This is a genomic window from Alteromonas sp. H39 (genome assembly GCF_047556435.1).
In the GTDB taxonomy this organism is placed as follows: Bacteria; Pseudomonadota; Gammaproteobacteria; order Enterobacterales; family Alteromonadaceae; genus Alteromonas.
The window spans coordinates 3,561,006-3,574,502 of sequence record NZ_CP180210.1 but is presented as its reverse complement, the minus strand read 5'-3'; the positions used below and the strand labels follow the sequence as shown (position 1 = coordinate 3,574,502).

Genomic DNA, 13,497 nt, shown 5'->3' with positions numbered 1-13,497 from the left:
AATGGTTCAGACTAGCGCTTTAGCCAAGCGATACAGTCAGACAGAAACATCGGTTTGGCAAAATAATATCCCTGACCATATTGATAACCGTTTCGCAGTAAAATTTGCTTTTGCTCTTCGTTTTCAACCCCTTCTGCGATTAACTCAAAGTTGAAGCGCTCGCCCAGCCTTCTCACCATATCGCAAACGGCAGTCGCTGCAGATGGGTCAGTCCCGGTGAGCTGTGCAACAAAACTCTGATCGACTTTCAGCGTTGTAGCCGCCAGTTCTGTAATGTGGGCCAGCGAAGAGTATCCGGTTCCAAAGTCGTCTATATTAACTTTAACCCCCATGTCCAGTAACTTGTCGAGGATCGGGTTCACCTCATTGTAGTCTTCCATTGCTTGCGATTCCGTCAATTCGATTTCAATCATAGATGCCGGAACACGTTGCTCTTCCACTAATTGTTTCAAATTATCTATAAATAATTTATTGGTGATATCGCTGTAGTTGACATTAAATGAGATTGGCACCAGCACACCTTCGTCCTGCAATACTTGCGCTGCCGCAAACGTTTTATTCATTACCATCGCGTCTATTTTGGCCATCAAACCCGAGGCTTCGGCAAGGGGAATAAACTGGATAGGTGGTACCATAGTTCCATCTGACTTACGCCAGCGAATTAAGGCTTCCAGGCCTACCGTCTCGTTTGTACGCATGTTTAACTTTGGTTGAAATGCCAGCTCCAGACCTTCCTGATCAGAAATTGCCTGATGCAACTCTCGAAGCAATTTGTATCTGGATTCGACTTCAGTAGGAAAGTCTTTAGAGAAAATGCTGACTTGTTCGCCCCGGTCACGACCCGTAGTCAGCGCCATTTCACCTACAGTTAAATACTGTTCTGGGGGAAGCCCGTCCAAGAGCGCAAGGTCCACTACACAGACATTTAGTAATAGTGAGTGTTCCAGTCCGTTAATAGTAAGTGACTGCTCACTTAGTTCTGCAAGTTCACTTTGTGAAGGTCTGTTTTTTTTATGAAAAAGTAGGGCGAAAGAATCGTCTCCCGTTAGTGCTATGGCATATACCAAAGGAAATTGATGTCTTAAGCTGGCAAGCAGCGCCTCAAGTAAGGACTTTGTATACTCACTGCCAAGTGTAATTTCGGTTTCAGTAAAGTTCTGAACATCGACTAAAATCATCAGGCTGCGTTGGCGTTCTGAGGACGTCATGTTTTGAAGCTCTCTAATTACCCAGTTCCGGTTGGGAATATGAAGCGTATTGTCGAAATAGGCGAGGGTAGAGAGCTTATTTAGCAGTGCCAGGTTTGTGAACCCATTGGCAATATTTTCGCTGAATACCATCAGCAGCGTGATATGGCTGCTTTCCAGCTTCAGTCGCGATCTTACAATAATAAGATAATGCTGGCTGTCGACTTTTGCAGTTGAAAAATAAAGAACAGACCAACCATCGAAAAACTGATGCTCCTTCAATTCAAGTGCGCGATTTATGGTATGGATCAATTGCGGGGATGCCTCTTCCATGGCATCCAGCTCCAGAAACGCAGCCAGCGAGTTTGCCTGAACGTTACTAAAATCACCACTCGTCGCGACGACTGGACAGTGGGCGAGAGTCGCATTATCAGGGCGATACACGCACACAATGCCACCGGTTTCTGAAGTGCCTATGACTTTTCCAACTTCATCCAAAACGGTATGCGTGAACGCGTTGATTTCCTGTTTCCCGGTAATGCTTCGAGAAGCATCTACAATCATCTGCAAACCGCGTTTCGCAATGTACAGCTCGGTTAACGAGATATACGTTCTGAAGTTACTTGTTACCAGCGTTCGCAGCTTCTCTTCGGTTAAGTCAACCTTATTCCAGTATTCATCGATGTCGTAGTCTTTCATGACATCTTTGCGCGGTGCGATACCGGGTTGGCCTGTTAATAAAATCACCCGTATTCTGTCATTACCGAGAATATTCCGTATTGTGTTCACAAGATATAAGCCGGCGTCGTCCTTCTCCATCACGACATCCAGTAAAATCACGCCAATATCATCACGTTCCGCTAAAATGCTTGCCGCTTCAGACGCTGACTCTGCGGTTAGTATATTGAGCTTGCGGCCCTGGACTGTTATTCCACTCAGAGCAAGGACAAGTGAGTTTTGATAGCCTTTGTCGTCTTCGACACTTAGCAGTGTCCAGCCGTCATTTCCCTGATTGTCAGCATTTACAGCTTCATCGTCCTTGAAGCGAAATAGTAGGTCACTACTCTTGTCAGTGCTTGCATTCCTGTGCATTACTTACCTCAGACATTTACAGATATATATTTGATAAACGTTTGTATCATTCACAAGTCAATATAGTACAAAGTCGGGTGTAGGCTATTGAAATTGATTAAATAAAGTTAAAAAAAGCCCACGTGAAGTGGGCTCTTACTTTATGCAAACTGGAGAGATAAATCCTGTAGCCTCAGCCACTTCTCTCGCTGAACCGCGAGCGCGTGCTTCAGCTCTTTGTATTTGAAGTCCAACTCAAACCTTTCAATGCTGCGCTTAATGCACTTCTGTCTTACCAGCATCAAACGTTTTTTAGTCGCATAATACTCTGACATCCTATGCATGAGCAGATCATACTCAGACTGAATTTTTGTAATGACTTCCTCTGCATTTGGCAACCTTGACGCTTTTTCACTGGCGCGCTGTAACTGCATAGCCGCTTTCGCTTTCTCTATGCGTTCTTCGGGACAGCGTCTCAGATTTTTCGTCAGGCCTACAAATGACAATCCACGAATTAACCACTTAGTGGGATCGTATTGCCACCAACGTATTCCGTTTCGATAGTCGTACTCAAAAATGTGATGGAAGTTGTGATAGCCTTCACCAAATGTAAAGAACGCCAGAATACCATTGTCTTTTGCGGTATTTTTATCTGTAAAAGGTTGTGAACCCCAGAAGTGTGCAAGAGAGTTGATAAAAAACGTTACGTGATGAACCAGTACCAGACGAAGTACGCCGGCCACCAGGATCATGCCGAGAATATCGCCGTTTAGCCAGCCGAGAACCCCTGCTACACCAAAATTAGCGGCCAGAACAATCGGGAGATAATATTTGTGCTGCCACATTACCACCGGATCTTTTTGTAAATCCCGACAATTACTGTAGTCACTGTATCGATTTGCTTGATATTCACGCAACATCCAACCAATGTGCGCAAACCACAACCCTCGCTTTGCCGAATAGGGATCATCATTTACGTCATCAACATGGCGATGATGGACACGGTGATCAGAAGACCAGTGCAAAATACTGTTTTGTAGTGCCATTGCACCACCGATAGCCAGTATCACTCGAACAACGATGTTCGCTTCGTATGTTTTGTGTGACCAAAGGCGGTGGTATCCCGCAGTAATTGACATGCCAGTGAAGAAAAACAACACGATTGCGCATGTCACTTCTACCCAGTCGATCCCTACTGTGATAGCCCAGACTGGAACACCGACAAATGCGATAAGCCCGGTGATAATAAAGACCATGATGTTGGTCATAATAAGAGGTGGTTTTTTCATATTAAATCTCAGCTTACAACTGTACGCTAATTTATCGTTTTCTGTCGTCGCGGGCAAGGGGTATCGATAAATTGCGACCTAAGTTTAATGTTTCACGTTATGCAGTATTCCAACTTGTTCACTATGGGAAAGCCCTGTGAAAACACCTATATCCTCCCCTCGCTATTCTCCGGCGGTGTGCGCTACAATGGAAGAAATCAGGACGGGATGCAGTTGTGAGCCGGCAGGAACAAAAACTCAAAACAAGACAAAACATCATCAATGGCGCATTCAGTTTGCTGGATGAGAACCGCAGTTTGTCAGCCATCAGCCTACGTGAAGTGTCGCGGGCAGCGGGGATAGCGCCAACCTCTTTTTATCGTCATTTCAAAGATATGGATGAGCTTGGCCTGACTCTGGTTGACGAGGCTGGACTCGCGTTGCGTCAGTTGATGCGGCAGGCGAGAAGACGTATCGCTTCAGGTGGCAGTGTCATTGGCACGTCGGTAGATACATTCATGGAGTTTATTGCCGCCAACACGAATGTTTTCCGGTTATTGTTGCGTGAGCATACCGGCACATCCGCTGCCTATCGTATGGCGGTATTCAGAGAAATTCAGCATTTCATTGAAGAGCTAACAGATTACATCATCGAGCAGCAGCAAGTGGAATACAGCATCGCGAATATTCAGGCAGATGCCATGGTGAGGCTGGTTTTCAGTGCGGGGGCTGAAGCGTTAGAGGCTGACACTCAATTGCGAGGGGAGATTGCTATTCGGGTAAAGTCCCAGCTGCGATTTATTCAGCTGGGGGCTGCGGCGACACTACTCAATAAAAACCAGATGCTGCGTGAATAGCAAAAAACGTTCATTTTTTGAGCCTAAACGTTGCGGCTAAGTTTTACTCCAGCCTCAATATGATGAGTGAACGGAAACTGGTCGAATAATGCTGAGTCGGTAATCTTATGCGTTTCGCAAAGAGTACGAAGGTTGTCGGCTAGCGTTTCCGGGTTGCAGGAAATGTAGATGATGTTGTCGTAGTCCTGGATTTTCTTCAGCGACTCCTTGTCTAATCCTGCACGTGGCGGGTCAACCAATACGGTAGAGAAGTTATATTCAGTCAGGTCTATACCCTCAAGGCGTGCGAACGTTCTGGTCCCTTTCATCGCCTCCACAAACTCTTCTGCCGATAATCGTACGATTTTGACATTATCCAGCCGGTTAGCGTCGATATTATATTGTGCAGCATTTACTGAAGGTTTAGCGATCTCGGTGCCGATCACCCGGCGAAAGTGCTTTGCCAAAGGCATGGAGAAGTTGCCCGCGCCACAATACATCTCAAGCAAGTCGCCATCCAGAGCCGATGATACATCCAGTGCCCACTCGATCATCCGGCAATTGACCTGTGCATTTGGCTGCGTAAAGCTGTTTTCTATATGTTTGAAGATGAACGATTCGCCGTTTATTGGCAGGCGCTCGATCACAAAATCACTCCCGATGATTCTTTTTTGTTTGCGGGCGCGTCCAATCAGACTGACTGGCATTGTATGGCCTAGTTCCTCACGAAGTCGCGTTGCTTCTTCTTCCCATTCCTCATCCAGCTGTTTGTGGTAGAGCAGGCTAATCACCATTTCTCCGGACAGACCTGACAGATAATCTATTTGAAACAGCTTTTTCCGCAATACGGCATTGTCGCGCAATTTATCCATCAATAGCGACATCATGATGTTGATACCTGACGAGGCAGGAGGAAATGAATCGACTCTGTACTTTTCTTTAGTATCCTGATTAAACATGATGTGATAAAGATCATCGCCATCATGCCATACCCGAAACTCAGCCCGCATTCGATAGTTTACCGTTGCAGAGGCATAAACGCGGGGCGCAGGTGCATCGAATGCTGACAGCAGGCCAGTCAGCCTGGAGACTTTTTCATCAAGTTGTGACTGATATTGCTGGTCGGTAGGAGTTGTCATGCGGTCCTCTATTGCCATGTGCGCCAAGGGTGCGCATTGTAGTGGCTTTTGTTTCCAGTGCAATGCCATAAGCCATTATAGCCCTCACTATTTGCATTAAAATTAAACAATTTCGCTTTTGAGCCGATAATAAGATTGAGGATAGTGAGGATCAAATTATGAACGTGGGTCAAATCAAGGCGTTTCTTGGTGACCAGAAAGCATCTGTGCACCCGGATACTGCTTTAAAGAAACAGTTACAGGAAGAAGGTTTGCGCCAGGCCGCAGAATTCAAACAGTCGCAGTCTTCGGCAGTTAGTGTTAGCAGCTCCAACACGGCTATCGGTCTTAAAATATTTAGTGGTGCCTTGTCCCAGTCGGTGAAGCTGGACGGGAAACAGGCGCCTGAAGAAAAGCCCGACAAAACTGAAGACAAGAACAAGTCGTTGTTTGATTTTGAAAAAGTTGCCCGTAACGTCATGCGCTTTGTCGGTGGCGTTATTGAAGGAGCAGCACGTGGTGGCGCTGATCAGGAAAAGCTGAATAGTTTATTCTCTCAGGCTCGCGAAGGTGTGGCGAAAGGCATTGCCATGGCAGAAAAAGACATTGGCAGTTTTATGAATGACGACATCAAAGAGGGGATTGATCGCAGTCGAAATCTCATCAATGATCGTATCGATTCATTAGAACAGCGCCTGTTAGGTGGTGATGACGCCAATACTGTTGATGGAGTTAAAGCGTCGTTGGCGATTGGGGCCAGTGATAGCCGCTCTGGCAATATTCTTATTCGCACCCGTGACGGCGACGAACTCACCTTGAGTTTTGAAAGCTTGCGTCAGTTTCAGTATGCGCAGCAATCACAGCTAACCTCTTCAGCTAGCCAGACCACTGGCAGCGGCGATAATACGGGCGCAGCGGATTACACCACCACTGCCTCGCAAACATCGTTGTATCAGTATTTCGAAAGAAGTGGCGTTAGTTTCTCGCTGAAAGGTGAACTTGATGAAGATGAATTAAAGGCTATCGCTGACTTGGTAGGGGAAGCAAACGACCTCGCTGATACTTTCTTTGCAGGTGATTTGGATAAAGCTTTCGAAGAGGCCCTGTCACTGGGCTTTGATGACAGGGAGTTGGTTGGCTACGCACTTCAGTTGAACCACACCAAACAGTCTCAGGTAGTGGAAGCATACGAAAGTATACAGCACTATCGGGATGAAAATGCTGATGCCAACAAATACGGGAATGTAGTCAGTCCTATCTCACAATATATGGACAAAATGATGAATACGATGAACAGTGCAGGTGAGAAGCTCCAGAGCGGGGAAGATTACAGCAATCTGATTGCGGGCATCATCAATAAGATGGAAGATGTTCAGGTACCTGACCTGCTTACTGCAATAAACCGATTCCATACTTTTAATCAGCGTTTACTGGACGCAATGCCTGGTAACGAACCGGTAACGGCAAAGCCAGAACCTGATAAACAGGAAAATGCATAATAAAAAGCCCGGCGTTTGCCGGGCTTTTTGGTTCATTCCTGATCCGTTACTTTATCTTTCGCCGGACGAACCTTTAACGTCCTTTCTAAGAATATCGAATCATTCAGTTTGGCAATCGTACCGTCAACGTCGTCGGTCTCAACTTCTATAAAGCCATAGCCTTTCCGTTTGCCTGTCCTGCGATCCTTCATTAATCGGACAGAGTGAACAGGAAGAAAATCTTTAAAATACTCTTTTACCGCATCTTCATTAGCTTTATATGGAAGGTTCCCTACATATAATGTAGTGACATCTGAAGCTGCTGAAGCATTGTCCTTGTCAGAAACTGACGTTGATGAGTTAAACAAAGACGCTAACCAAGGTGTAAGAATACCACTTAACAGTAGTGACGCTGAAACCGTCAGTGGCAAACTTGTGTTCAGGCTAGCAGACGAAAAAACCAGATAACCGGCTACTGCAAATACCGCGCTAATCACCGCGCATTGAATAAAGCCTACTTTCATATACCTTCCTTATATTGTTTTTTATGATCATTGGAGGCTGTATGTAGTTTACTCATTTGTAACAAAATGGACAATGCTTACTGAAAACCCTATACGAAAGTGCAATATGCTTGAGGTTTTGTATCTAAAATAGGCGTTATGAGCATTAATTAAGCTTAAACACAAAAAACTTAAAAAAGGTGTTGATCTTTAGAATCCGGAAAGTAGAATGCGCTCCACGTTCTGAGGGGGCTACGGCAAACGAAGAGCACGGCAACGAAAGCGGTTTAAATCGAAATTAAAAACTTTGAAAAAACGCTTGACACTGTCACTGAGGAGTGTAAAATGCGCCTCGCTTCGGGGAAAGCCTCTGAAACAACGCTGAGTAACTAAGGTGATTCAGCAAGACCAAAAGAAATTTTGCGAGCAAAATATTTTTTGGTCAAACGTTCTTTAACAATCTATAACAAGACAATCTGTGTGGGCACTCGTTAAGAGTGTCAACAACGACGATTCATATTTTGTTAGTTTTTATAAAACTAACATTTCGATTTTAATTGAAGAGTTTGATCATGGCTCAGATTGAACGCTGGCGGCAGGCCTAACACATGCAAGTCGAACGGTAACAGGATGTGCTTGCACATCGCTGACGAGTGGCGGACGGGTGAGTAATGCTTGGGAACTTGCCTTTGCGAGGGGGATAACAGTTGGAAACGACTGCTAATACCGCATAACGTCTTCGGACCAAACGGGGCTTAGGCTCCGGCGCAAAGAGAGGCCCAAGTGAGATTAGCTAGATGGTGAGGTAAAGGCTCACCATGGCGACGATCTCTAGCTGTTCTGAGAGGAAGATCAGCCACACTGGGACTGAGACACGGCCCAGACTCCTACGGGAGGCAGCAGTGGGGAATATTGCACAATGGGGGAAACCCTGATGCAGCCATGCCGCGTGTGTGAAGAAGGCCTTCGGGTTGTAAAGCACTTTCAGTTGTGAGGAAAAGTTGGTAGTTAATACCTGCCAGCCGTGACGTTAGCAACAGAAGAAGCACCGGCTAACTCCGTGCCAGCAGCCGCGGTAATACGGAGGGTGCGAGCGTTAATCGGAATTACTGGGCGTAAAGCGCACGCAGGCGGTTTGTTAAGCTAGATGTGAAAGCCCCGGGCTCAACCTGGGACGGTCATTTAGAACTGGCAGACTAGAGTCTTGGAGAGGGGAGTGGAATTCCAGGTGTAGCGGTGAAATGCGTAGATATCTGGAGGAACATCAGTGGCGAAGGCGACTCCCTGGCCAAAGACTGACGCTCATGTGCGAAAGTGTGGGTAGCGAACAGGATTAGATACCCTGGTAGTCCACACCGTAAACGCTGTCTACTAGCTGTGTGTGAATTTAATTCGTGCGTAGCGAAGCTAACGCGCTAAGTAGACCGCCTGGGGAGTACGGCCGCAAGGTTAAAACTCAAATGAATTGACGGGGGCCCGCACAAGCGGTGGAGCATGTGGTTTAATTCGATGCAACGCGAAGAACCTTACCTACACTTGACATGCAGAGAACTTTCCAGAGATGGATTGGTGCCTTCGGGAACTCTGACACAGGTGCTGCATGGCTGTCGTCAGCTCGTGTCGTGAGATGTTGGGTTAAGTCCCGCAACGAGCGCAACCCTTGTCCTTAGTTGCCAGCATTCAGTTGGGCACTCTAAGGAGACTGCCGGTGACAAACCGGAGGAAGGTGGGGACGACGTCAAGTCATCATGGCCCTTACGTGTAGGGCTACACACGTGCTACAATGGCATTTACAGAGGGAAGCAAACTTGCGAGAGTAAGCGGATCCCTTAAAGAATGTCGTAGTCCGGATTGGAGTCTGCAACTCGACTCCATGAAGTCGGAATCGCTAGTAATCGCAAATCAGAATGTTGCGGTGAATACGTTCCCGGGCCTTGTACACACCGCCCGTCACACCATGGGAGTGGGATGCAAAAGAAGTAGTTAGTTTAACCTTCGGGAGAACGATTACCACTTTGTGTTTCATGACTGGGGTGAAGTCGTAACAAGGTAACCCTAGGGGAACCTGGGGTTGGATCACCTCCTTACCAAAAGTCGACGTGACACACTTGATGCAGTGCCTACACAGATAGTCTTGTTATAAATAGAAGAACGACCAATTATGGGGCTATAGCTCAGCTGGGAGAGCGTCTGATTTGCATTCAGGAGGTCAGCAGTTCGATCCTGCTTAGCTCCACCATCTTTGCTTTATGAAGAAAGAGCTGAATCGAGCAATTAGTTGCGATGATTTTTGTTCTAGGTAAGCCGGATGAGGAGCGAGCGAAGGAGCATACATAAGTATGTGACTGACCGAGTGACGAACCAGAGGCGCAGCATAGGGCAAAAAGCAGAAGCAGATAATAGGCTTGTAGCTCAGCTGGTTAGAGCGCACCCCTGATAAGGGTGAGGTCGGCAGTTCAAGTCTGCCCAAGCCTACCATTTCTTCCTGGCTTTTCGTTATCGAATTGCTCATGTGCTACTTGCACACTACGCAATCCGATGCCTCAATCCAGAAAGAAATAACATCATCAGCATTGGATGCTGATTTGGTCAAAACGGACTGAAATCCTAATGAATATTTACTGAAGACAGTAAGCATTGATTAGGGTTTTTTACTCTAAAGTGAAATGACTCGTCATTTTACGAACGTTCTTTAACAATTTGGAAAGCTGATATTAATAGTAATCAATCAAAATTGAGTAACTGAGAATTTATAGTGCGCAACTGAGCGTACTGTGAGTCCTCCTTGCGCAAAAGTTCCGATGCTACGCATCGAAATTTTGCACTAGTAACTACTCTACTTGACTTGAATTGCTTGTTATCAATTAAGTTTGATGACAAGGCAATTCTTCCGATTAGCTTGTCATCATACAGCAGGTATTGAATTACCACTCAATGCAGGAGTCAAAAGGCTGCTTGGGGTTGTATGGTTAAGTGACAAAGCGTATACGGTGGATGCCTTGGCAGTTAGAGGCGATGAAGGACGTGTAAGTCTGCGAAAAGCTGTGGTGAGCCGACAAAATGCATTTGAGCCACAGATGTCCGAATGGGGAAACCCACCTGTTTACAGGTATCACTTACTGAATACATAGGTAAGTGAGGCGAACGAGGGGAACTGAAACATCTAAGTACCCTTAGGAAAAGAAATCAACCGAGATTCCCCTAGTAGCGGCGAGCGAACGGGGAGCAGCCCTTAAGCTGCATTGGATTTAGTGGAAGCCTCTGGAAAGTGGCGCGATACAGGGTGATAGCCCCGTACACGAAGAAACCTTTGTAGTGAAATCGAGTAGGTCGGGACACGTGTTATCTTGACTGAATATGGGGGGACCATCCTCCAAGGCTAAATACTCCTAACTGACCGATAGTGAACCAGTACCGTGAGGGAAAGGCGAAAAGAACCCCTGTGAGGGGAGTGAAATAGAACCTGAAACCGTATACGTACAAGCAGTGGGAGCCCCATCACTAAGTGCCTTTAGTGGTGAGACTCACAAAGTGCAACAGCTTGATAAGCGAGTAACGTTGACCTGCGCAAGCAGCCAACGGTAAACCGACAAAATCAGGCAGGGTGCTTAGTGATGGGGTGACTGCGTACCTTTTGTATAATGGGTCAGCGACTTATATTTAGTAGCAAGGTTAAGCGAATAGCGGAGCCGTAGCGAAAGCGAGTGTTAACTGCGCGTTTAGTTGCTAGGTATAGACCCGAAACCCGGTGATCTAGCCATGGGCAGGTTGAAGGTTGAGTAACATCAACTGGAGGACCGAACTCACTAACGTTGAAAAGTTAGGAGATGACTTGTGGCTGGGGGTGAAAGGCCAATCAAACCGGGAGATAGCTGGTTCTCCCCGAAATCTATTTAGGTAGAGCCTCGGACGAATTCCATTGGGGGTAGAGCACTGTTAAGGCTAGGGGGTCATCCCGACTTACCAACCCTTTGCAAACTCCGAATACCAATGAGAACTATCCGGGAGACACACGGCGGGTGCTAACGTCCGTCGTGAAGAGGGAAACAACCCAGACCGCCAGCTAAGGTCCCAAAATATTGCTAAGTGGGAAACGATGTGGGAAGGCACAGACAGCTAGGAGGTTGGCTTAGAAGCAGCCACCCTTTAAAGAAAGCGTAATAGCTCACTAGTCGAGTCGGCCTGCGCGGAAGATGTAACGGGGCTAAGCAATATACCGAAGCTGCGGCAATGCGATTTATCGTATTGGGTAGGGGAGCGTTGTGTAAGCTGTTGAAGGTGTGTTGAGAAGCATGCTGGAGGTATCACAAGTGCGAATGCTGACATGAGTAACGATAATGGGGGTGAAAAACCCCCACGCCGGAAGACCAAGGTTTCCTGTCCCATGCTAATCAGGGCAGGGTAAGTCGGCCCCTAAGGCGAGGCAGAAATGCGTAGTCGATGGGAAACGGGTTAATATTCCCGTACTTATATAATCAGTGATGGAGGGACGGAGAAGGCTAAGCAAGCCTGGCGTTGGTTGTCCAGGTGAAAGCGAGTAGGCTGAGAGATTAGGTAAATCCGGTTTCTTAAGGCTGAGACGCGAGACGAGCTCCCAAGGGAGTGAAGTTGTTGATGCCCTGCTTCCAGGAAAAGCTTCTAAACTTATGATTATGTAAACCGTACCCCAAACCGACACAGGTGGTCAGGTAGAGAATACTAAGGCGCTTGAGAGAACTCGGGTGAAGGAACTCGGCAAAATAGTACCGTAACTTCGGGAGAAGGTACGCCTCTGAAGGTGAAGGACTTGCTCCGTAAGCTTTTGGAGGTCGCAGTGACCAGGTGGCTGGGACTGTTTATTAAAAACACAGCACTCTGCAAACTCGAAAGAGGACGTATAGGGTGTGACACCTGCCCGGTGCCGGAAGGTTAATTGATGGGGTTAGCGTAAGCGAAGCTCTTGATCGAAGCCCCGGTAAACGGCGGCCGTAACTATAACGGTCCTAAGGTAGCGAAATTCCTTGTCGGGTAAGTTCCGACCTGCACGAATGGTGTAACCATGGCCACGCTGTCTCCACCCGAGACTCAGTGAAATTGAAATCGCAGTGAAGATGCTGTGTACCCGCACCTAGACGGAAAGACCCCGTGAACCTTTACTACAGCTTGGCACTGAACATTGAACCTACATGTGTAGGATAGGTGGGAGGCTTTGAAGCATTGTCGCCAGATGATGTGGAGCCGTCCTTGAAATACCACCCTTGTATGTTTGATGTTCTAACATAGGTCCCTAATCGGGATTGTGGACAGTGTCTGGTGGGTAGTTTGACTGGGGCGGTCTCCTCCCAAATAGTAACGGAGGAGCACGAAGGTTAGCTAATCACGGTCGGACATCGTGAGGTTAGTGCAATGGCATAAGCTAGCTTAACTGCGAGACAGACACGTCGAGCAGGTACGAAAGTAGGTCATAGTGATCCGGTGGTTCTGTATGGAAGGGCCATCGCTCAACGGATAAAAGGTACTCCGGGGATAACAGGCTGATACCGCCCAAGAGTTCATATCGACGGCGGTGTTTGGCACCTCGATGTCGGCTCATCACATCCTGGGGCTGAAGTCGGTCCCAAGGGTATGGCTGTTCGCCATTTAAAGTGGTACGCGAGCTGGGTTTAGAACGTCGTGAGACAGTTCGGTCCCTATCTGGTGTGGGCGTTGGATGATTGAGGGGGGCTGCTCCTAGTACGAGAGGACCGGAGTGGACGAACCGCTGGTGTTCGGGTTGTTTTGCCAAAGGCATTGCCCGGTAGCCAAGTTCGGAATCGATAACCGCTGAAAGCATCTAAGCGGGAAGCGAGCCCCAAGATGAGTCATCCCTGAGCTTTAAGCTCTGGAAGGGTTGTTATAGACTATGACGTTGATAGGCAGGGTGTGGAAGCGTTGTAAGGCGTTAAGCTAACCTGTACTAATTGCCCGAGAGGCTTAACCATACAACGCCCAAGAAGCTTTATGCTTGAGTGTTGTGTGTGAGACAAGCTAAGAAATAGTAAAGTAGAGTAGATAAGT

6 protein-coding genes, 2 tRNA genes and 2 rRNA genes are annotated in these 13,497 nt (G+C 47.1%); 6 read left to right on the top strand and 4 right to left on the bottom strand.

The annotated features are described in order from the left end of the window. Positions 1 to 11 precede the first annotated feature (11 nt). Both ACLBLI_RS15600 and ACLBLI_RS15595 read right to left on the bottom strand, forming a co-directional pair. The gene (locus ACLBLI_RS15600; protein WP_414828497.1) at positions 12 to 2,279 is read right to left on the bottom strand and encodes an EAL domain-containing protein; all 2,268 of its coding nucleotides are present in this window, start codon (positions 2,277 to 2,279) and stop codon (positions 12 to 14) included. A gap of 140 nt (positions 2,280 to 2,419) precedes the next feature. Next, on the bottom strand, positions 2,420 to 3,547 hold the full coding sequence (locus ACLBLI_RS15595; protein WP_414828496.1) for an acyl-CoA desaturase: 1,128 nt from the start codon (positions 3,545 to 3,547) through the stop codon (positions 2,420 to 2,422). A gap of 215 nt (positions 3,548 to 3,762) precedes the next feature. Between ACLBLI_RS15595 and fabR the strand changes: the two genes are divergently transcribed. Next, complete coding sequence (gene fabR, locus ACLBLI_RS15590; RefSeq protein ID WP_414828495.1) at positions 3,763 to 4,383, top strand: HTH-type transcriptional repressor FabR; 621 nt, start codon at positions 3,763 to 3,765, stop codon at positions 4,381 to 4,383. A 23-nt stretch (positions 4,384 to 4,406) separates the two neighbouring features. Here fabR and trmA read toward each other — a convergent pair whose 3' ends face one another. Then, positions 4,407 to 5,501, bottom strand: coding sequence for a tRNA (uridine(54)-C5)-methyltransferase TrmA (gene trmA, locus ACLBLI_RS15585; RefSeq protein ID WP_414828494.1), 1,095 nt, complete (start codon positions 5,499 to 5,501; stop codon positions 4,407 to 4,409). Between the two features lie 158 nt (positions 5,502 to 5,659). On the opposite strand from trmA, the gene ACLBLI_RS15580 reads away from it, so the two are divergent. Beyond that, a complete protein-coding gene (locus tag ACLBLI_RS15580) occupies positions 5,660 to 6,979 on the top strand; it encodes a DUF5610 domain-containing protein (protein WP_414828493.1) in 1,320 nt (439 codons plus the stop codon). A 32-nt stretch (positions 6,980 to 7,011) separates the two neighbouring features. On the opposite strand, the gene ACLBLI_RS15575 is transcribed toward ACLBLI_RS15580, so the two are convergent. Continuing rightward, positions 7,012 to 7,482, bottom strand: a complete 471-nt coding sequence (locus ACLBLI_RS15575) for an RNA recognition motif domain-containing protein (RefSeq protein WP_414828492.1) — start codon at positions 7,480 to 7,482, stop codon at positions 7,012 to 7,014. A gap of 533 nt (positions 7,483 to 8,015) precedes the next feature. Here ACLBLI_RS15575 and ACLBLI_RS15570 point away from each other — a divergent pair. From ACLBLI_RS15570 to ACLBLI_RS15555, 4 genes are all read left to right on the top strand, one after another. Next, a 16S ribosomal RNA gene (locus tag ACLBLI_RS15570) occupies positions 8,016 to 9,548 on the top strand. A 76-nt stretch (positions 9,549 to 9,624) separates the two neighbouring features. Next, positions 9,625 to 9,700: transfer RNA gene (locus ACLBLI_RS15565), tRNA-Ala, on the top strand. 162 nt (positions 9,701 to 9,862) lie between these two features. Then, positions 9,863 to 9,939: transfer RNA gene (locus tag ACLBLI_RS15560), tRNA-Ile, on the top strand. 489 nt (positions 9,940 to 10,428) lie between these two features. After that, a 23S ribosomal RNA gene (locus tag ACLBLI_RS15555) occupies positions 10,429 to 13,421 on the top strand. Together the 16S and 23S rRNA genes with 2 tRNA genes alongside form the textbook arrangement of a ribosomal RNA operon. The last annotated feature ends 76 nt before the right edge of the window (positions 13,422 to 13,497 follow it).